The following is a 20,219-nucleotide window of genomic DNA, read 5'->3' as shown; positions in this document are numbered from 1 at the left end:
AGGGGCCCCTGTCAAGGAGCCCTTACGCTAGCTGCGCGTTCTTGATAACCAGTTTAGCAAAAGCAGCGTCATGACCATGCCAAGCAGCGACAGCGCTACCCAATATTGCGGAAAAGCCGGAACGACCTTAAGCACGAAAGGATCGCTGATACTCGCAACCGGCACTTCATATTCAGCGCTAATGACGAGCCCGCTGCCCGAAGCATTAGCTGTGTCCATAAATCCAGTTAACTGGGCCAGTTGATCCGGACTTGTACTCGTTTCGTTGCCAACGACGAAAAATACGAGCGCACAAACGAACATCGCCATGCAGCCTGCCACAACAAGGGCTACATTGCGACGAAAGGAAGGAGAAAACTGATAGCTTTTGTGCGTAACCGGCATAAGCCAGGATTCCTCTGCATAAATGCGATCCATGACGCCGCGCGTCACATGATCCATTGGCGGCAGTTCTACGGAATCATCCTCGGCAATGCAACGAATCAGCTCCTCGCTCTCTTCCCACAAACGGAGCTGCTCCATGCAATGCTCACAATCAAGCAGATGGGCCTCCATCTCCTGCCGCTGCGGATCTTCCTCCGGCAGCTCCCAGCAAATATGGAGTTTGTGTTGAACGTCTTCGCATTTCATCGCGTTTTCATCCCTTCATATTCTTCCACTCCGAGAGCTTCGCCAAAATAAGGCTCCAATTGGACCTTCACACTGGCTCTGGCTCTGAATAACAAGGATTTCACAGAACTGACCGTCTGCCCTAAAATACTGGCAATTTCCTGGTAGTCCATCTGGTCATATTCTCTAAGGATAAGTGCGGACCGTTGTTTTTCAGGCAAATTATTAATGGCTTCGCGAACCATCGCCATTCGCTCATTGCGAAGCACGAGCTGCTCCGGACCTGCATCGGGGGCCGTAACCGGCACAATGCCCGATTCATCCAGAGATAAATTCGCAGCTTTCTGCTTGCGCAGCTCGCTAAGCACGGTATTGCGGGCAATCGTGTAAAGCCATGTGGAGAAAGAAGCATCCACCTCGCGAAACGAGTGCAGGCTGCGATAGGCTTTATAAAACGTTTCCGAGCATAAATCCTCTGCAAGCAGCTCAAGCTTCGCGCTTTTGAGCATATGAAAAATGAAAGATAATATTTTGCGCTGATAACGGCTCATTAGCTCTGAATAAAGCTCAATGTTGCCATCTTTAATTTCCCTTATTAATTGGGAATCAGTCATGACAGGCGAACCTCCCCACCTGTGAATTCATCTTCCCGGCCCTGTTATCATTAAATTGTACCGAGCCGGAAGCAAAAAGTTGCGGTATGTATATTAAAAATTACGAATCGCTAGTCTATCAACAATAAATTCGCGCCATATAATCAAAATCCTGCTTTATTCGACAAAAGGATAAAGAGTCCTTTTTTAGAAAAAGGAACTATCCTTATGTATTGTAACACAAGATGCCCGATCCGTCCTTGAAAACGCTGTAAAAGGATATGCTGGAAAATGGGATTTATGACGCCGCTCACCTATGTAAAAAATCCACTCGTCGATTCCGGAATAAATAAGCGGCCCAGCTTCCAGCAATATCGGTTCGCCTAATACAGATAGCATTGCCCCCATTATTAGCCCCTTGACAATCCACTCTATTACATATAGGGCTACCATCTATCGTTATTCGCCCTTTTTGCACAAAAATAGATAATAGTCTAGTAAACCTTGGGTTTTTGTCCTTCCCAAATTCCAGCTCAAACGTATTATATCTCAAATCCTAGGAGGTGTATTAATTGAGTTGTATTATTGATAAAAATAAGAAAAAGAAAAATTGTCACAAAAAAATCGTTGCAGTATGTAAACCTAAAAGAAAAAAGAATATTATTATAAAGAAAAAAGTTGTCAAAGTAGCCTGCCCAGCCCCTAAAGTTAAAGTTAATGTTACCCCTACACCTGGCCCACAAGGACCACAAGGGCCAGCTGGAGCTACTGGGCTGACGGGTCCACAAGGGCCAGCGGGGACTGCTGGGCTAACAGGACCTCAAGGGCCAACTGGAGCTACAGGATTAACAGGTCCTCAAGGGCCAGCTGGAGACACAGGACTAACTGGACCAACAGGACCAACAGGACTAACAGGACCAACAGGGCCAACAGGGCCTCAAGGACCCGCTGGCGGCATATCTTCCTTTGCATTCCTATGCAGCACGGAAGCACAAAATGTTGCAGCAGCAGCAGTGCCAGGAGGGCAAGGAGGTGCAGTAACCTTTAACGATATGCTTATTAGCGCAACGGCGCTTACGTTCTCTCCACCGAGCGATATTATCATTAACGAAAACGGCTTTTACAACATTAGCTGGGAAGTGTTCCCAACACCTGGAAACTCTGCGTTTGGTCTATTCTTCGATCCGGACGGAGCAGGCCCAACTGCTGCTGCACTTGTGCCTTGCAGCAACTACGGTACAGGAGCGGGCAACAATCCTTTCCAAGGTCAAGTCGTTGCTCAATTGACCGCTGGCGGCGTATTGACTTTAAATCGTATTGATAACATGGGCAATCTGGTATTGCAAAACGCCATCGGCGGCGGAACGTCAACCGTGAGCGCATCTATTGTCATTGAAAAACTAGCATAATTTTGCTTACTCTTTGGGGCTGTCACCAGAAGTCATTAGAAATGGCTGCTGGTCAGCCTTTTTTTAATTTATAGCCTTCTCTAATTTTTTTCATCGAACAAGCAATTAAGCTAGTAAGCTATTTTTGCATTACAACAAAAAAAGACCGCCATATAGGCGGTCCATGTTCATTTTCAGAACATAAGTTTTGGATAGGAGTGGAGAGAAACCATACTGTACTTTTATTATATGTATACGCTTCCAATATGTCAATAAGCGTTTTCATTTTTTCGAGATTTATTTTGAAAACGCTTATATCACTTCCAGCTAACGCTGTTTGCTTGGCAACTGCATATGTCCCTAAACAAAAATGCCCCGCAATAGCTCGAAAGCTGCTGTGGGGCCGAATAGCTATTCCTTTACTGATGAACCGCAAAGCCCGCATCCGCAAGCACGAGCTGAGCCTGATCCAAATCCTCCTGGGTGCGGAAGGACAGCCTGAGGATGCCTGGAACGTCCTCTCTGCTCTCAATAATATGGATGTTGCTCAAATTGATGCGCTCCTTGCCGAGGTCGCTGGCGATTTTACCGATAATGCCGGGATGATCGGGTACGTCTACATAACAATCATAAATCGAATGCAGCATGCCCTTGCGGCGCTCAGGCATCTTGCTGCGGAATTCGCCAGCTGTGCGGAACGCCTCCTCTATGCCTTCGCCATCTTCCCGCTCCAGCAGGTCTGCGAATGTCGCGATTTCTGCATTCCAGTCTTTCAGCAGCTTAAGCAGGACACTTTTGTTATTGACCAAAATGTCGCGCCATATGACCGGGTCGCCTGAGGCGATACGGGTAATGTCGCGGAAGCCCCCCGCTGCAAGCGAAGCATACAGCTGATCCTGCTCATTGTAGCCGCGGATCTGGTTGACCAGCGCAACTGCAATCATATGCGGCAGATGGCTGATCGCGCCCACGATTTCATCATGCGACTTTGCATCCACACTGACAATATGTGCTTTCGTCAGCGCAAGCAGTTCAATGAGCTTATCCAGTTGGCCCTGTGGAGTCGACGCGTCAGGCGTGAGGACGTAAAAAGCATTTTCGAACAAATGGGTCGATGCCGCCTCAACGCCGGAGCGCTCCGACCCTGCCATCGGATGGCCGCCAATAAACGATACGCCCGGCTGGCTCTCCAGCCTGCGTCCGCACAGTGCGACGGAAGCTTTCGTGCTGCCGACATCCGTTACAATACAGCCCGGCTTCAGCGGCAGCTGGCTCAACTCGTCCACATACTCCTCCAGCTTGCCTACAGGCACGCAAAGGAAAATAAAGTCAGCATCTACAGCCGCCTCCCGAACAGACGTCGTTGCGGAATCGACGACGCCACGATTGACATATTTCTCTGCGGAGGACGCCCGGTTTGAATAGCCGACAACCGTTACGTCCGGCTTGCCCTTGAAACAAAGGGCAAGCGATCCGCCAATTAATCCAACGCCAAATATCGCTATTTTCACCATAACCCTATGACTGCACCGCCACTTCCTGCAATACCTGCTCCAAAGCAGCTATAAATTGCTCATTTTGCTGCTTGGTGCCTACGCTGACCCGAATATAGGTCGGGTAATACGTCCAGCGGGAACGAATAATAAAGCCTTTGCGCAGCAGCGCATTAAATACTTCTGTGGAAGGACGCAATACATCGACCATAATGAAATTGCCGTGCGCCGGATAATAAGCAAGGCCAAGACGGTCAAACTGCGCAGCGAAATAAGCGATGCCCGCTGCATTTTGTTCAACAACATGCTGAATAAAAGCCTGATCGGACACTGCCGCTTTAGCCGCTGCCTGCGCGATTCTCGTTGTATTAAAGGGCTCACGCACCTGATTAATGAAGCGAAGCACATCCGGATCGCCAACGCCATAGCCAATACGAAGCGCCGCCAATCCATACACCTTAGAGAATGTTCGCAACACGATCAAGTTCCGGTAGCTGCTAAGCAGTTCAATGCCATTCGGAAATGCGGGATCAGTTACAAGCTCGCAATACGCCTCATCCAGCACAACGAGCACATGGCTCGGAACCTGCTGTAAAAAGGAAGTCAGCTCGTCCTTCGTTACAATCGTGCCGGTTGGATTGTTCGGATTGCAAATCCAGATGATTTTCGTACGCTCCGTTACCTTCGCCAGCATGGCAGGAAGATCATGCTTGCCATCTTTCAGCGGCACCTCGATGATGCGAGCGTTCTCAATTTCGGCGTTATGCTTATACTGCGGGAATGTCTCGTCCGCCATAATCGTTTCGTCTCCTGCAACGAGAAACGCACGAGCCAGCATTAAAATAATTTCACTAGAGCCTGTGCCGAAAATCAGCTGCTCCGGCTTTACGTTAAGATGGTTTGCAAGTGCTGCTGCAAGCTCAATGCTCGCGCCATCAGGATAAATATTCGTTTGGTTTAATTCCTCCATAATTGCCGCTTTAGCCTGCTCCGAACAACCATGTGGATTTTCATTGGAAGCCAGCTTCGTAACTTCAGTTAGCCCAAGCTCTCTCTTCACATCTTCAACCGGCTTGCCAGGCTGATAGACAGGGAGATGTAAAATATTATTTTTTGGCTGCATGCTGCCGACCACCTCTTCTTAATATATACATATTAATTGATATATTAATATCAATTGCATAAAGCTTATTGTCTCACATCTTGCCCCGCTTTAAAAGATGTTCTATTGCAATTGATGGCGCCCGCCCTAATAAAAAAATCTAAAACCCCATCTCGGCAAGCCAGGAGGATAGTTTTGCTTCCCGCACCTTCAATTCAGCCTGTCCCAGTTGACCGAGTACCCGCTCGCCCACGATGCGGCCATCCAGCATAAATAACACGCGCTGTGTTTTGGCAGCTACCTTCGCATCGTGGGTTACCAGCATGATCGTTGTCCCCGTATGATTCAATTCCGTTAAAATAGCCATGACCTCATCGCTCGCCTTAGAATTGAGCGCCCCCGTCGGCTCATCGCCAAACACAATATCCGGTTGGTTGATAAGCGCCCGGCAAATGGCTGCCCGCTGGAGCTGTCCACCGGATACTTCCGCCTTGTCAGCATTTGCAAGCCCCGCAATTCCTGTCCGCTGCATCAGTTCGCTGGCCCGCCTGTCAATAACAGCGCGACTCTCTCTTTTCGCCATATAAGCGGGTAAAATCATATTATCGAGCAGGCTGAGATTTTTCAAAAAACCGCTCTGTTGAAAAATAAATCCCATTTTGCTCAAGCGAAGCTGGGCCAACCGCTCTTCGGATAGACTGCCGATCTCTTGCCCTTGTATGGCAACGCTGCCGGACGTCATTTTATCCATCCCGCTAATCGTATACAGCAAGGTAGACTTGCCGCAGCCAGAAGGCCCCATTATAGATACGAACTCACCTGCCTGCAATTGCAGATTCACATTTTTCAGCACAGACTGTTCGTTATTTCTGCCTACGGAATAGCTTTTGTTTACGTTTTTCGCCTCTAACACGATGGTCATCACGATGCCCTCATTTCGAAAATTATTTAGCTGCGACAGCACTTTTTCCAGTCGCCGTTATGGTTAAGCTGCTGAATAGCGTCGTTATTAGCACTACAGCGAGGAGTATCAACGGAATAAGCATGTAGGCCACAAACGGATTAACGACAAACTCGACGCGGGCTGCGCCCATAAATGACATCAGCATGCTGACTACGCCCTGCCCAAGACTTCCCGCTGCTGCGGTACCTAACACGATCCCTGCCATTAATACCGCCAATGAGCGGATGATGTATTGCAGGCGGATATGTTTCAAGGAAAACCCTAGGCTTCGCATGATGACGATATCAGAAGCGTCTTTCACGATTAGCATGTTGAAAAATAAAGCGGTAATCAGCATCGCAATGGCGAGAGCTGCCGCTAAGGTCAGCGCCGTTATTTTTTGCAGCTGGCTTATGGTGGAGCCAAGAGTCTGTGATAAATAATCATCCATAAACGTCACCTTTGCCGGATGAAAGGCGGCCGCGTATTCAGCCCTTTTTTCGCCAATCGCAACTCCCGGCTTTACATCCAAGCTGACCATGTACCAAAGGACGGACTGTGCTTCATAAGGCAGCAGCGCTTTAGCTGTCTTGCCGCCATTGGTCACATCCTGATAAATGCCCGAAAGCTTCAGTACTCGTTCTTCCCCAGCAACGATGAGCGTCAGCGTGTCGCCGAGCTGTTTGCCGCGTTCCTTCGCATGTAGATAAGAAAGAGCAATCTCATCGTTTGTAGCAGGAGCAGCCCCGCTTAAATAAGCTAGGGGGAATAGCGAAAAATCGCCCGTTTGCACGCTCACCTTTTCATAGACGCCATCGTCGCTGCGCATCATATAAGAGCTCGTTACGAGCGGCGCATAGATTTCCACATCACTATCGTGTTGAATATAAGCGATCATATCGTTGTACCGCTGCGCTACGTCATCCGTTTGCCGCATATCAATTTGAATATCACTCCTCCCCGCTCCCATATAAGTCATAAAATCGGGTGATTTCATCGTATTCAAAAAATTCACAGGCACTATTATCAGGAAAAAACAAAGCGTGAATACGAAGCCCAGCAAGCCGAATGTTTTAAGCCGGACGAACACATCCTGAATGCCGACAAATATATTTACAGGGATAAACCGACTACGATGGAGCTTTAGCAGTCTTGTCATCCGCCCTTTGGCCGAAGTGCTGCCTGAGCGCAACGCTTCAACGGCTGATATTCGCTTAAATCTCCTCAAAACCAAGCGGCAGAACAACATGACTAATAGAAAAATACAGCCCGCCCCCAGCAAGGGGATGATGTAGCTTAGCGCATTTTTTTCAGCTGTGCCCATGTAAAGGCTCCGATTCGCCATGAAAGCCTGCTCTGCAAATAAGGACAGCAAAACCCCCGCCATACTCGCTGTCAGAGCGATCATCCGATATTTCATTAAATAAAGCTGGCGGATCTCGTCACTGGCTATACCAATCGCCTTCATAACACCAATTTCATAAACATCCTCCTCAAGCGCAGCGAGCATCGTGAACCGCAGGCAGAGAAACGCGATCACGATCATCAGCACGCTTGCTAAAAGAATGACAACGGCCGCAACGCCATCCGTCAGCGCATTCAATAGCCGAAACTGAGCGTATGTAATCGCGGTTCCTTGGTGCGGAAGGCCTGAAGCTAAGTATAGCTGTTCAAATTCGCTCGTTCGCTCCCCATCATGCAGCAGAAATTCGATCAAATATTCTTTTTCGTCAAAATGGCCCTTAAGCGTCTCCCAATCCGAATCGCTTACAACGATACGCTTTGAGCTGACAATGGACGGATTCATTTGCGCATCCCTAACAAAATCCGCTATCGTAAAGGTTTTGCTAAAGGAACCCTTCGCAAGCCGCACCGTATCCCCGAGCTCCAAGCTATGCTGCTGCATAAAATAAATCGGTACTGCTATTTCGCCCGGAAGCACATCCAGCCGCTTATTGTTCAAATCAAGTAAAAAATCGAATGCTTTGTTTTGCTTTACAAAGCTCATTTCCATGACGCTGCCATCCTCTGATTCGCCGCTGGGGCCAAAATAAACATGATCTGGTTCAATAGAAATCATCTCAACGGTTTGCTGTTCCTTCACCAGCTCACTACGGCTGGAAAAACCATCCATTTCCCGCTGGTCGATTTCCCCGGCATGCATCTGTACAAAATGAGGGACACCCGCTTTCTCAAACCAGTCATCCACCGAACGAAACAGCTCCAGCAGCATACTTGCACTGCTTGCTACTAGCAGCGAGGAAATCATAATAAACATAAATAAAATAGCGGTAATCAGCTTATTCCTTGCGATATCTTTTCTCCACATTTTCCCTAGCATCTTCCTGCCCCTCCTCTATTTGATTTTGATAAAACCTTTTTGTCACCCAAGCCATCAATAGCATTGCCCCGAACATGAGCAGCGCAGGGAAATAAACCTGCAAGCTAAACGTTTCAAACAGCTTACCGTAGACGATTTGCCCAACAGGAGCCGCAATCTGTGCGACCGCCATAATGATGGCCATCACCTTGCCGAGCAGGTCATTAGGTGTCTGCTTTTGCACCCGGGTTAGTACAAAAATCGAAATAATCGTCAGTGCCATCGCAATGGGAACAACACTTGCCAAAAATAGAACATAGGCTGGGTAACAGCCAAGCCCCAGCATCCATGGCGTTAGCGACATCGATAATGGCAATATCAATGCAGCAATGATGAGCAGCCACCGATACAATGTGCTCATTCGCATTTTTTTCGCAAAAATGCCAATCGTCAGTGCTCCCAAAATCGTGCTGCATTCCACAATGCCCATGCCAACTCCGTAAAGGGTATCGCTGCTTTGCATCGTAACCCGCAAAATAATTGGCCCGCCTACGACAAAAAACGGCGTTAAAATGAAATTGAGCAGCGCAGCTATTATCATCGCCTTTAAAATCGAGCGCTGCTGGGCTACGTAGGCAAACCCTACTTTCATATCTGCTGCAAGCGTTGCGACGATATTTCGCTTCTGCTCGCGTTGCACAAACGGGATTTTAATAAATAGCTGCATGACAGCTGACAGTAAAAAAGCGATACCGCTTCCGATAATTAACGTTTGCAGGCCAAGGACGCCATACAGGATTCCGCCAAGCACCGGGGCAGCCATTTGGGCAAGGGCGCCAATGCCATTCACCATTCCATTGGCCTGCTCAAGCCGGCTCTCCTGCACCAGCAGCGGGATACTCGCTTGCACGGCAGGCTGGTACATAGCACTGATCAGCGAAAGCAATACCATCACAATGCCAATAACAACAACCGTCGCATGGTCTGCCGCCAATAGGAGCATAAAGCCCAGTACAACCATGCAGCTTGCAAAATCGAATATAACGATTAAATGACGGCGGTTGAAGCGATCAGCAATGGCCCCGCCTATTGGCGACAGCAGCAGCGGAATGCTGGATAATGCATAGAGAGTGCCAAAAATATCCGCTCGCCCTGTAAGATCCAGCGCATAAAGCGATAGCCCAAAGCGCAGCAGAGCGCTGCCCAAAATCGAGATAATTTGTCCCAATAGGAGCAGCTGGAAGCTTCTGGCGAACAGCGCTTTTTTCGCTTGATTTTGTATCATCGACTAACTCCTCCTAAAAATATTTTATTTTATAGACTGACCGTCAGTCTATAATATTCAAAAAAATAAGCCAGCACACTAGCGTACCCAACAAATGAACAGGTATCGGAGAACTGGGTACGCTAACGGCTCCACCTTTAATGTGCAACTTGGACACAGCGCTAAAACGGGTTATTCCAGATTAGTCCGAGTTTGTCAGCATTTCAAAAATAAAATCAAAGCTGCCTTTTTTCGCTCCCAGCGTCGTTTCCATAACATGAATAAAAGCCTTCGCCTTCTGGATCATTTCCTCTGCCTGCCATTCGAATAAACCTTCATCGAACAGAAAAGTGGAAGAAACTATTAAAAATTCCACCGTCTCCTTCGGATATTCGGTTTGAAAAATACGCTCCTCTATGCCTTGCTCAATGACTGCTGTTAACACAGGCGTCAAGTGAATAATCGTCTGTACGAGGCTTTTCTGATGCATTTCGGCATTGCCGACCTGGTGGAATTGCTCCAGCAGCAGTTCCTTGCGGTCGCCATTCTTAGGCTTCTGAGCCATCAAAATTTGAAACAGCTTGACCAAGGTTGGCAGCTCCGAACTTGAGGCTATGCTTTTTGCAGAAGCAACATCCGCCGCCACAATCCGCATAATGATTGCATCCATAACTTCCTCTTTGGATTTAAAGTAATAATAAAACGTCCCCTTCGCAATGCCAATCTCCTGAAGGATGTCATTGATCGTCGTTTTATTGTAGCCCTTCGTATAAAACAGCATTTCTGCCGCATCTAAAATTTCATTTTTGCGTTCTTCCGGGTCTTTCAATATGCGCATCGTCTGCTTGTTCGCTCCTCTCTGTAGACCGTCGGTCGGTCTAGTGCTAGTATATGGCATTATTTGAGTATGATCAATCTTATTTTTTGAGAAGGGATCGGAAAACTTAGCCTGGCAGCAGTAGTGAACAACAACACAGAGCCCCATTATAAAAAAAAGAGGCGCAGAATACGCTCGTATTCTGCACCTCTTAAACTATGCCACCTGCTAAGAAGGTTAAGTATGCCCTAGCCTTTCAGCCCAGCAACAAACTCGCCGATCTGCTTCAAGCCCTCTGCGCGGGTATTCTCCACTTCAAGCAGCGGAATCGATTCTTCAATTTTGCGTACAATCGCACTGCCTACTACAACACCATCGCATTGCTTGGAGAAACGCTCCACTTGCTCGCGGCTCGAAATGCCGAAGCCAACTGCGATCGGCAGATCGGTCGCTTCCCGCACGGTAGCGAGGAAATCGTCGATGCCGCTGTGGAACTCGGCGCGTACGCCCGTTACGCCCAGCGAGGAAACGCAATAGACGAAGCCTTTCGCCTTTTGCGAAATACGTACGACCCGATCCTTGGAGGTCGGAGCGACAAGCGGAATGAGGTGAATGCCCGCGGCTTCCGCCAGCTGGCGGACCTCGGCATCCTCTTCAATCGGCAGATCGGGAATGATCAAACCGCTGATTTCTTTATTTTTCACCAGCTCCATAAATGCTTCCAGACCGAACTGAAGCACCGGATTGAAATAGGTGAACAGGATGAAAGGCAGCTTCACGCCAGCTTCGCGTGCCTGCGCTGCCGCTTCAATACAGTCGCGAAGCGTAATGCTGCTTTTCAAGGCGCGCTCGGATGCCCGTTGAATGACGGGACCATCAGCTAGCGGATCGGAATAAGGAACGCCAAGCTCGATCAGATCAGCGCCAGATTCCTCCAACTGCTTAATAATGGCCAGCGAGGTTTTAAGGTCAGGATCTCCCACCGTTAAAAAAGGGATCAGCGCGGTACGCTTTTCCTCACGTAGCTTTGCAAATACCGTATCAATGAGATTCATCGACTGCGCCTCCCAGCTTGCTCATAATCGTCTCTACATCTTTATCGCCGCGGCCGGACAGGCTGACGACAATAATTTGATCTTTATCAAGCGTTGGTGCCAGCTTGACCGTCTGGGCAATCGCATGCGCCGACTCCAGCGCTGGAATGATGCCTTCTGTACGCGACAGCAATTGCAGAGCTTCCATCGCCTCATCGTCCGTAATCGGGAAATATTCCGCGCGGCCCGAATCCTTCAAATACGAATGCTCAGGTCCAATGCCCGGATAGTCGAGACCGGCCGAAATCGAATGCGCAGGCAGCACTTGTCCGTTGTCATCCTGCAGCACATAGCTCAGCGAGCCTTGGAATACGCCATGACGGCCTTTCGTCATTGTAGCCGCATGCTCCTCCGTCTCTACTCCGCGTCCCGCCGCTTCTACGCCAATCAAACGCACATCCGCATCTTCAATGAACGGGTAAAAAATACCGATCGCATTGCTGCCGCCGCCAACCGCTGCTACTACATAATCCGGCAGACGCCCTTCTTCTGCCACAATTTGCTTGCGCGATTCGTCGCCGATAATCCGCTGAAAATCGCGGACGATCATCGGATATGGATGCGGCCCTGTCGCCGAACCCAAAATATAATACGTATCGTCTACATGGCTAACCCAGTAGCGGAGCGTTTCATTACAGGCATCCTTAAGTGTGCGCGTTCCCGACAGAACTGGCACGACTTCCGCTCCAAGCAGCTGCATGCGGAAAACGTTGAGCTGCTGGCGCTTCATATCTTCTTCACCCATAAATACTTTGCATTCCAGTCCAAGCAAAGCCGCAATCGTTGCCGAAGCAACGCCGTGCTGGCCTGCGCCCGTTTCGGCAATAATTTTCGTTTTGCCCATGCGCTTCGCCAGGACGCCCTGACCGATTGTGTTGTTGATTTTGTGGGCGCCCGTATGGTTCAAATCCTCGCGCTTCAAATAAATTTTAGCGCCGCCAAGCTGCTCGCTCAGGCGCTCTGCATAATAGAGCGATGTAGGTCTGCCCGAATATTTATGCAGCAGATTGCGGATTTCCTCTTGAAAGGATTCATCCTTGGAATAGTGGTTGTACGCTTCCTCCAGCTCAAGCAGGGCGTTCATCAACGTCTCGGGAACATAACGGCCGCCAAACTTGCCGAAACGACCATTTTCATCCGGTACTCGGTTCATCGTTGCATCACCTTTCTGACGAATAATCTAATTTTTTCGATATCTTTAACGCCGTCCGTCTCTACTCCACTGGACACATCAAGGCCACTGGGAGCATACGCAGCTAACAATTCATGTACATTGTCCGGGTTCAGACCGCCCGCTACATAAAGCGGCACATTCAGCTGCGCTGCCGCAGCTTGGTAGTCATCAATAACCTGCCAATTAAACGCTTTGCCCGTGCCGCCCCCGGCTGTATCGATCAGTATAGCATCGACTTTCCCGTCAAAAGGAGCGAGTCGGGCAGCCGCCTCATCCGCACCAGCATGAGCGCCCGTACCCTTGTCAGCTCCCGTGCCTGTGTCCTCCCCAGACTGAACAACCGCTTCATCACGTATAGAAAATACCTTCCACACCTTCACCGCAAATTGCTCACGCACCGCTTGGCAAAAAGCAGGCGTTTCGCTTCCATGCAGCTGTACCACATCGAGCGGAGCAATAGCCAGCGTCTCGCGCAGCTCTTCCAGCTCAGGATTGACGAATACGCCGACGGTTTGGGGCCGCTGCCCATCTGCCGCCTTCAAGCCGTGTACAGCCTTAATCAGCTCTGCTGCTTGCTCAGGCAGTACTTGACGCTTGCTAGCCGCAAATACAAATCCAATGTCATGAAACGGCAGCCCGTCCATTTGCTGAATCGTCGCCGCAGTCTTCAGGCCGCAAATTTTGATCCGGGGAGTCGTCTGCGTCTGCACTAGCGGCTCACCGGACCCATCAAATCTAGAATAGCCTGGCCAGCATCGGTCTGGCGCATGAAATGTTCGCCAATTAGAACCCCTTGCGCGCCAACACCTTGCAAATAATCCATATCCGCAGAGCCCGCAATGCCGCTTTCGCTAATAACGGTGACGCCCTTCGGCATGAGGCCGATCAGCTCCTCTGTCGTGCGCAGATCGGTTGCGAAGCTTTTCAGATCGCGATTATTTACGCCGATTAACGTCGCCTTGTTGACGTCAAGCACCACCTCCAGCTCCTCGCGGTTATGCACCTCAACGAGCACATCCATGCCAAGAGCAACGGCTGTATCGTGCAGCTCCGCCATTTGCTGCTTCGTCAATATCGCCGCAATGAGCAAAATCGCATCCGCACCAATGACTCTCGCCTCATACACCTGGCGGTAATCAATAATAAAGTCCTTGCGGAGCAGCGGAATGCTGACCGTATCCTTCACAAGGGTCAAAAACTCGTTTGCTCCTTGAAAATATTGCCGGTCCGTCAGCACGGAAATACAATCCGCGCCGGCCTGCTCATAAGCAGCCGCCAGCTCCGCCGGATGAAATTCAGGGCGAATCAGCCCCTTAGACGGCGAAGCCTTTTTCACTTCAGCAATCAAGCCGACCGCACGCTTGCGGCCCGCAGTCAGCGCCCGCTCGAAGCCTCGGCACGGAGCCAGCTCGGCAATCGTCCGCTCATATTCTGCTAATTGGAACGTGGAGGACAATGCTTCTACCTCTTCGCGTTTCGTTACTACGATTTTATCCAAAAACATGGGTCAGCTCTCCTGTCGTTTGAATCAGGCCCAGCAGCTTTTGCTCGGCCAATCCGGAATCAATCATGTCCGCCGCTATTTTAACGCCATCTGTCAAGCTTGCAGCAGCTCCCCCTACATAAATGCAAGCCCCTGCATTCGCAAGCACGATATCGCGATAGGCGCCGCACTGCTCGCCGCTGAATATGCCGCGAATAATCGCCGCATTGACCGCAGGATCTCCGCCCAGCACCTCGCTGATCGGATAGCGGGTCAAGCCTAGCTCCTCCGGCGTAATTTCATACGTGCGAACCTCGCCGCTTCGAAGCTCCGACACTCTAGTTGGTGCCGAAATGCTGATTTCGTCCAGCCCGTCATTGCTGCTGACGACCATCGCGCGCTTGACGCCAAGCTCTGCCAGCACCGAAGCAACGGTGTCCGTCTTCTTATAATCATATAAGCCGATTAGCTGCCGATCCGCCCCTGCCGGGTTTGTCAGCGGGCCCAGCATGTTAAAAATCGTCCGAATGCCCAGCTCGCGGCGCGGAACGGAAGCGTGACGCAGCGAAGGATGGTACAGCTGCGCGAACATGAAGCAGATGCCGACCTGCTTCAGACATTCCTCCGCCTGCTCAGGCGTCAGCGTAATTTGTACGCCTAATGCCTCCAGCACATCAGCGCTGCCCGCTTTGCCCGACATTGCGCGGTTGCCATGCTTGGCAACCCGAATGCCCGCTGCAGCCGCAATAATCGCCGACGACGTCGATATATTGAATTTATGAATGCCGGAGCCGCCTGTGCCGCACGTATCAAGCAGCCCTTCCTGCTCGGTCTGCACATGGCTCGAATGCGCCCGCATCGCCTGGGCAAAGCCTGTAATTTCGTCCTTCGTCTCGCCTTTCATGCGCAGCGCGGTTACGACGCCTGCAATTTGAACCGGCGTCGCTTCTCCGCTCATAATAATATCCATAACGGAGCGGGCTTCTTCCCGTGACAAATGCTCGCTGCCGATTAATTTAGTTAACGCGCTTTGCATCGTAATCGGTGTTAGGCTGTTTGTCATTGTACGAAACCCTCCCCTGCTTTAATGTAATAGTCGCTATTGATGGCATTGAAGTTCTGGTCGCACGCATCTCCAGGTTTGCCGAACAGCTGCTCAGCGGCCCGAATGGCCGTCAGCAGTGCTTTCGCTTTATTAACCGTTTCGGTATATTCGCTTTCCGGAACGGAATCCCAGACGATGCCTGCCCCGCTCTGCACGTAGGCTTTGCCATTTTTGAAAATGATCGTCCGAATCGTGATGCAGGTATCGAGCGTACCGCCGAAGCCTAAATAACCAATGGCTCCAGCGTAAGCGCCGCGAGCTTCATTTTCAAGCTCCGCAATAATTTCCATCGCCCGCAGCTTCGGTGCGCCGGATACGGTTCCGGCAGGGAGGCAGGAGAGGAACGCATCGTAAAAATCCTTGTCCTCCCGCAGCTTGCCCGTCACATTCGAAACGATATGCATGACGTGGGAATAACGCTCGATTTCCATGAAGGAATCGCATTTCACTGAGCCAAACTCGGATACACGGCCGATGTCGTTGCGGCCCAGATCGACGAGCATCAGATGCTCCGCGCGCTCCTTCTCATCCGCCAGCAGATCCTGCTCCAGCGCCAAATCCTCCTCCGGTGTTTTGCCGCGAGGGCGCGTTCCGGCGATTGGGCGGGTTTCCACCTTACTTCCATCTACTTTAACGAGCGCCTCCGGCGATGTGCCGACAATAACCTCTTCTCCCATTTTTAAATAATACATGTATGGCGAAGGGTTCATTGTGCGCAACACACGGTACACATGCAGCGGATCAACCTCCGTCTCAATGCTGAAGCGCTGGGACAGCACCACCTGAAAAATATCGCCCGCGCGAATGTACTCCTTCGCTTTGTCGACATTGGCGATGAACTGCTCCTTCGTCAAATTGGACTGCACATCGCCAACCTCGGGCATCGTCGGCACTCCAGCACCGATTGGCACGGGAATTTTCACCTGCTGCTGCAAGCGCTCTACCGTCGCTTCGATTTTGGCAACTGCTGCGTTATACGCTTCCTCGACGCCGTAGGACTGAACAATGCCCGTCTGCGTCGTCTCCTTCGGCACATGCACATTGCCGATAATTTGCAGCTGCTGCTTGAAGTGGTCGAAGACGATGACCTGGTCGCAGAACATAAACTGCAAATCGTTCATTTGCAAATCATCAATCCGGTGGGCTGGAAGCTTCTCATAATATTGCAGCAAATCGTAGCCGAAAAATCCGATAGCCCCGCCCGTGAACGGCGGAAGATGGGACATCGCCGGACTGCGATAATAACGAAGATGATCCTTCAGCAAGCTTAGCGGCTTATCGTCGAAGCTGATTTTTTCACCATTTTTCTCAAAAATCATTTCGCCGTTTTTGCCGTACAGCATCATAAACGGATCGGTTCCAATGAACGAATAACGCGCCCATTTCACGCCGCCCTCTACACTTTCAAGCAGAAATGCATGCTTTTCCTTGGCAAAATGCTGAAACAGCCGAATCGGCGTCTCCGTATCCGCCATCATATAACGAACGATCGGAATGAGATTGTATTCCTCAGAGAGCTTGACCACTTGCTGTAATTCACTATTCATCGTTACGTCCCCCTTCTCGCTATGTGTAGACACATTCAAAATAAAAAGCCCCTGCCAAGGCAGGGGCGTTGATTTAAGATGAGGACAAAAAAGTAAAGGCCAGCCAGAAAATAAACCTATAGCAGCATCTTGCACAAACGTACGTAAACGTAAACAGCTGTCGCCATCTGATAAGATGGATAGGCTCTTCTCACGATGAAATAGAATGCGATTATAAGCGCTAAACTTATACATCATCCATTTCATAATAACGTACTCTGCTCTATAGTCTTTATATTTGCAACTTGGCTATGCTCGTCTCTGCTCTGCTCATCTAATTTCAACTAAAACCTGCTCACTTGCAACTCAACTAGTCTCATTTACTTCATCCAATATACAACATCTTGTGCCTGATCGTCAATTAGATTAGGATTGCGTTAAATCTGGACGAAGCACCTGGGCTCCTCCCAAGTACACATGTTTAATCTCGGCTTGCGTTTTATCCGTATTTACGGTAACCATTAGCCTTATGCAGCGCGCAAGGCTTCCCTTGACTGGCACTTCCAGCGCGCACATGAGTGGAACAAGCTCCCAGCCGCTCATTTGGCGAATGGCCACAGCAGGAAAAGTATCATCCAAATCATTCGTCACCGTAATAAATACGCTGCAAATATCGTCAGGCTGAATGTTATTGTCTGCAACAATCGCATGCAGCATTTCAAGTGTTGCTTTTAAAATAGGCTCTTTCTCGTTTGTATCGACGGTAATTGCCCCGCGAATTCCCCTTACGCTCATTTTACCCGGCCTCCTGTTTCAATTCCTCCACGATTTCCCGAACCCATGACGCCGGTACATCCTTCTTGATTTCCACTTCGCCGATCGCCGTCGGCACCACGAAAATCATCGTGCTTTCGCTGAACTTTTTGTCATGCATCATCGCTTCCATAATCGCGTCCACGTCGAAGTGCTCAGGCAGCTTCACCGGAAGCCCGCATTTTGCAAGCACTCGCTTCGTTGTTGTATAGACGTCCTCAGGCGCTCCATAACGCAGGCCAAGCTTGGCCGAGCCAATCATGCCTATCGAAATCGCCTCGCCATGAAGCAGCTCGCCATAGCCGGCTACAGCCTCTAGCGCATGTCCAATCGTATGGCCCAAATTCAGAATCGCACGCAGGTCATTCTCACGCTCATCCTTGGACACGACAGCCGCTTTTACACTGCATCCCTTATACAAGGCATAGCCGAGTGCTTCTGGATCAAGCGCCAGCAGACGCTCGGAGTTTTCATCGCACCACTGCACGAAAGCGTCGTCCCAGATGAAGCCGTGTTTGACCACTTCTGACAACCCTGCACGAACATCGCGCGGCGGCAGCGTCTGAAGCGTGTTAAGATCATACAGCACCATTTCCGGTTGATGGAAAGCGCCGATAATATTTTTCGCCAGCGGGTGGTTGACTGCCACTTTGCCGCCAACGCTGCTGTCATGCGCCAAAATCGTCGTCGGAATTTGAATGAATTTCACACCGCGCATATAAGACGCCGCTACAAAACCGGCCAAATCGCCAACTACGCCGCCACCAAGGGCAACGATCGCCGACTTGCGGTCAAGCCCCGCTTTAAGCGCATGAGTGACCAAATCCTCCAGCACCGCCAAAGACTTCGAGCTTTCTCCTGAGGATACGATTGCCGTCGACGGCTGGAAGCCTGCTGCGCTGAGCGCGTTTGCAAGCGGCTCCAAATAATGAGGTGCCACTTTGTCATCGGAGATGATTAGAAGCGGCGATTTTTTGCTAATGCCATGCTTTTCGAAAAAAGAGGGAGCCTCCTGCAGGAGACCCTCCCCAATATAGATCGGATAAGAGCGCTCGCCTAAATCAACCGTCAGCTCTCTCATCCTTTAGTACCTGCCTATTTGCTCAAGGTATTGATTCAGGTTCGAGCGGATTTCCTCAATGGAATCGCCGCCGAACTTCTCAAGAAATGCTTTCGCTACTTCAAAAGCAACAACATGCTCCATAACAACGCTCGCAGCCGGAACTGCACAGCTGTCGGAACGTTCTACTTGCGCTGTGAACGGCTCTTTCGTGTCAATATCCACGCTGCGAAGCGGCTTGTAAAGCGTTGGAATCGGCTTCATAACGCCGCGGACGACAATTTGCTCGCCATTGGTCATACCGCCCTCGAATCCGCCTAGACGGTTCGTTGCACGTGTATAACCTTCCTCTGCTGTGTACAAAATCTCATCATGCACCTGCGAGCCGCGAAGCTTCGCTGCTTCAAAGCCGATACCAATTTCACAGCCCTTGAAGGCGTTAATCGATACAACGGCGCCAGCGATGCGCGCATCCAGCTTGCGATCCCATTGAACATGGCTTCCAAGCCCGATTGGCACGCCTTCAATAATGCACTCAACCACGCCGCCGATGGAATCTCCTTCGGCTTTGATTTGGTCGATGTAAGCGGTCATTTTTTCTTCCGTCTCTTTATCAACAACGCGTACAGGCGATTCTTCCGTAATACGAATGAGCTCATCCAGTGGCAATTGGTTCGCCGGCGCTTCAATTTCGCCAATTCGGATAACCTGTCCGCCCACTTTAATGCCGAATTCAGCAAGCAGCTGGCGTGCTACCGCGCCTACCGCTACACGTGCTGCTGTCTCACGGGCACTGGAGCGCTCCAGTACGTTGCGAAGATCCTTCAAATTATATTTCAAGCCGCCGTTCAAATCCGCATGTCCAGGACGCGGACGGTGTACCCGGCGCTTCTCTTCATCTCCGCCTTCAATCGGAGCGATATTCATAACGCTTGTCCAGTGCTTCCAGTCATTGTTCTCAACAATTAGCGCTACTGGAGCGCCAGTTGTTCGCCCATGACGAACGCCACCGACAATATTCGCCGTATCCTTCTCAATTTGCATGCGACGACCGCGGCCATGACCTTTCTGGCGACGGTGAAGCTGAAAATTAATTTCCTCAAAATCAATGGTTAAATTGCTAGGAAGACCCTCAATAATGGCGGTCAATTGGGGACCATGTGTTTCCCCCGCTGTCAAATAACGTAAACTCAACCTAAAGCTCCTCCTTCAACGCAAACAACCTAACATGGCTTGAGCGCTGCAAGCGTGCGCATTCAGCCGATTATTAGGCGCATGCTATCATCAGCTACCCTAAACATCTTTGCTCATTATAGTACAGCCTTGCGGGTTTGACAAGAAATGCGCACCGCCAATCCGCGTCCAATCGCCATTTTTATCTCAAGGTGAAACGGCTGCCGCCGTCCTTTGGCGGCGCGGCGCGTTTCAGTCCGAG

General features: G+C 50.2%; 18 protein-coding genes. 1 reads left to right on the top strand and 17 read right to left on the bottom strand.

Annotated elements, in window-relative coordinates; all coding sequences use genetic code 11:
- Positions 1-27: 27 nt before the first annotated feature.
- Together WH37_RS18370 and WH37_RS18365 are read right to left on the bottom strand one after the other, a co-directional pair.
- Positions 28-630 carry an anti-sigma factor gene (locus WH37_RS18370; RefSeq protein WP_046232060.1) on the bottom strand — a complete coding sequence of 201 codons (603 nt, stop codon included), beginning with the start codon at positions 628-630 and terminating at the stop codon, positions 28-30.
- Positions 627-1,223, bottom strand: a complete 597-nt coding sequence (locus WH37_RS18365) for an RNA polymerase sigma factor (RefSeq protein ID WP_046232059.1) — start codon at positions 1,221-1,223, stop codon at positions 627-629. The genes WH37_RS18370 and WH37_RS18365 overlap by 4 nt, the downstream gene beginning before the upstream one ends.
- A gap of 551 nt (positions 1,224-1,774) precedes the next feature.
- Between WH37_RS18365 and WH37_RS37100 the strand changes: the two genes are divergently transcribed.
- Positions 1,775-2,611, top strand: coding sequence for a collagen-like protein (locus WH37_RS37100; protein ID WP_177218000.1), 837 nt, complete (start codon positions 1,775-1,777; stop codon positions 2,609-2,611).
- Positions 2,612-3,009: 398 nt separating this feature from the next.
- On the opposite strand, the gene WH37_RS18345 is transcribed toward WH37_RS37100, so the two are convergent.
- From WH37_RS18345 to aroC, 15 genes are all read right to left on the bottom strand, one after another.
- Positions 3,010-4,104 carry a prephenate dehydrogenase gene (locus WH37_RS18345; RefSeq protein WP_046232056.1) on the bottom strand — a complete coding sequence of 365 codons (1,095 nt, stop codon included), beginning with the start codon at positions 4,102-4,104 and terminating at the stop codon, positions 3,010-3,012.
- A 4-nt stretch (positions 4,105-4,108) separates the two neighbouring features.
- A complete protein-coding gene (gene hisC, locus WH37_RS18340) occupies positions 4,109-5,206 on the bottom strand; it encodes a histidinol-phosphate transaminase (protein WP_046232055.1) in 1,098 nt (365 codons plus the stop codon).
- A gap of 139 nt (positions 5,207-5,345) precedes the next feature.
- Positions 5,346-6,107, bottom strand: coding sequence for an ABC transporter ATP-binding protein (locus tag WH37_RS18335; protein ID WP_046232054.1), 762 nt, complete (start codon positions 6,105-6,107; stop codon positions 5,346-5,348).
- A gap of 22 nt (positions 6,108-6,129) precedes the next feature.
- Positions 6,130-8,469 (bottom strand): ABC transporter permease, encoded by a 2,340-nt coding sequence (locus tag WH37_RS18330; RefSeq protein ID WP_046232053.1) that lies wholly within the window; start codon positions 8,467-8,469, stop codon positions 6,130-6,132.
- A complete protein-coding gene (locus WH37_RS18325; RefSeq protein ID WP_046232052.1) occupies positions 8,429-9,733 on the bottom strand; it encodes an MFS transporter in 1,305 nt (434 codons plus the stop codon). The genes WH37_RS18330 and WH37_RS18325 overlap by 41 nt, the downstream gene beginning before the upstream one ends.
- Before the next feature lie 181 nt (positions 9,734-9,914).
- On the bottom strand, positions 9,915-10,550 hold the full coding sequence (locus WH37_RS18320; RefSeq protein ID WP_046232051.1) for a TetR/AcrR family transcriptional regulator: 636 nt from the start codon (positions 10,548-10,550) through the stop codon (positions 9,915-9,917).
- A gap of 227 nt (positions 10,551-10,777) precedes the next feature.
- On the bottom strand, positions 10,778-11,584 hold the full coding sequence (gene trpA / locus WH37_RS18315; protein ID WP_046232050.1) for a tryptophan synthase subunit alpha: 807 nt from the start codon (positions 11,582-11,584) through the stop codon (positions 10,778-10,780).
- Positions 11,571-12,776, bottom strand: a complete 1,206-nt coding sequence (gene trpB / locus WH37_RS18310) for a tryptophan synthase subunit beta (RefSeq protein ID WP_046232049.1) — start codon at positions 12,774-12,776, stop codon at positions 11,571-11,573. Before trpB ends, trpA begins: the two co-directional genes overlap by 14 nt.
- Positions 12,773-13,507 (bottom strand): phosphoribosylanthranilate isomerase, encoded by a 735-nt coding sequence (locus WH37_RS18305; RefSeq protein WP_046232048.1) that lies wholly within the window; start codon positions 13,505-13,507, stop codon positions 12,773-12,775. The genes trpB and WH37_RS18305 overlap by 4 nt, the downstream gene beginning before the upstream one ends.
- Positions 13,507-14,301, bottom strand: a complete 795-nt coding sequence (gene trpC / locus WH37_RS18300) for an indole-3-glycerol phosphate synthase TrpC (protein ID WP_046232047.1) — start codon at positions 14,299-14,301, stop codon at positions 13,507-13,509. Before trpC ends, WH37_RS18305 begins: the two co-directional genes overlap by 1 nt.
- On the bottom strand, positions 14,288-15,343 hold the full coding sequence (gene trpD, locus WH37_RS18295) for an anthranilate phosphoribosyltransferase (protein WP_046232046.1): 1,056 nt from the start codon (positions 15,341-15,343) through the stop codon (positions 14,288-14,290). The genes trpC and trpD overlap by 14 nt, the downstream gene beginning before the upstream one ends.
- A complete protein-coding gene (gene trpE, locus WH37_RS18290) occupies positions 15,340-16,932 on the bottom strand; it encodes an anthranilate synthase component I (protein WP_046232045.1) in 1,593 nt (530 codons plus the stop codon). Before trpE ends, trpD begins: the two co-directional genes overlap by 4 nt.
- A gap of 405 nt (positions 16,933-17,337) precedes the next feature.
- Positions 17,338-17,706: a chorismate mutase gene (gene aroH / locus WH37_RS18285; RefSeq protein ID WP_046232044.1), complete on the bottom strand. Its 369-nt coding sequence runs from the start codon at positions 17,704-17,706 to the stop codon at positions 17,338-17,340.
- A gap of 1 nt (position 17,707) precedes the next feature.
- Positions 17,708-18,805, bottom strand: coding sequence for a 3-dehydroquinate synthase (gene aroB / locus WH37_RS18280; RefSeq protein ID WP_046232043.1), 1,098 nt, complete (start codon positions 18,803-18,805; stop codon positions 17,708-17,710).
- A gap of 3 nt (positions 18,806-18,808) precedes the next feature.
- A complete protein-coding gene (gene aroC / locus WH37_RS18275) occupies positions 18,809-19,978 on the bottom strand; it encodes a chorismate synthase (protein WP_046232042.1) in 1,170 nt (389 codons plus the stop codon).
- Positions 19,979-20,219 lie beyond the last annotated feature (241 nt).

Origin of the sequence: Paenibacillus algorifonticola (genome assembly GCF_000971975.1) — a bacterium.
In the GTDB taxonomy this organism is placed as follows: domain Bacteria; phylum Bacillota; class Bacilli; order Paenibacillales; family Paenibacillaceae; genus Pristimantibacillus; species Pristimantibacillus algorifonticola.
Note: the sequence above shows the minus strand (reverse complement) of the source record. Positions and strands in the feature narration are given on the sequence as shown.

Coding starts and splice junctions, on each gene's coding strand:
- WH37_RS18370 (WP_046232060.1), bottom strand. CDS start 630: ATGAAATGCGAAGACGTTCAACACAAACTCCATATTTGCTGGGAGCTG.
- WH37_RS18330 (WP_046232053.1), bottom strand. CDS start 8,469: ATGCTAGGGAAAATGTGGAGAAAAGATATCGCAAGGAATAAGCTGATT.
- WH37_RS18365 (WP_046232059.1), bottom strand. CDS start 1,223: ATGACTGATTCCCAATTAATAAGGGAAATTAAAGATGGCAACATTGAG.
- WH37_RS18325 (WP_046232052.1), bottom strand. CDS start 9,733: ATGATACAAAATCAAGCGAAAAAAGCGCTGTTCGCCAGAAGCTTCCAG.
- WH37_RS18320 (WP_046232051.1), bottom strand. CDS start 10,550: ATGCGCATATTGAAAGACCCGGAAGAACGCAAAAATGAAATTTTAGAT.
- trpB (WP_046232049.1), bottom strand. CDS start 12,776: ATGAACCGAGTACCGGATGAAAATGGTCGTTTCGGCAAGTTTGGCGGC.
- trpE (WP_046232045.1), bottom strand. CDS start 16,932: ATGAATAGTGAATTACAGCAAGTGGTCAAGCTCTCTGAGGAATACAAT.
- aroH (WP_046232044.1), bottom strand. CDS start 17,706: ATGAGCGTAAGGGGAATTCGCGGGGCAATTACCGTCGATACAAACGAG.
- WH37_RS18345 (WP_046232056.1), bottom strand. CDS start 4,104: ATGGTGAAAATAGCGATATTTGGCGTTGGATTAATTGGCGGATCGCTT.
- WH37_RS18335 (WP_046232054.1), bottom strand. CDS start 6,107: ATGACCATCGTGTTAGAGGCGAAAAACGTAAACAAAAGCTATTCCGTA.
- trpA (WP_046232050.1), bottom strand. CDS start 11,584: ATGAATCTCATTGATACGGTATTTGCAAAGCTACGTGAGGAAAAGCGT.
- hisC (WP_046232055.1), bottom strand. CDS start 5,206: ATGCAGCCAAAAAATAATATTTTACATCTCCCTGTCTATCAGCCTGGC.
- aroB (WP_046232043.1), bottom strand. CDS start 18,805: ATGAGAGAGCTGACGGTTGATTTAGGCGAGCGCTCTTATCCGATCTAT.
- trpC (WP_046232047.1), bottom strand. CDS start 14,301: ATGTTTTTGGATAAAATCGTAGTAACGAAACGCGAAGAGGTAGAAGCA.
- trpD (WP_046232046.1), bottom strand. CDS start 15,343: ATGACAAACAGCCTAACACCGATTACGATGCAAAGCGCGTTAACTAAA.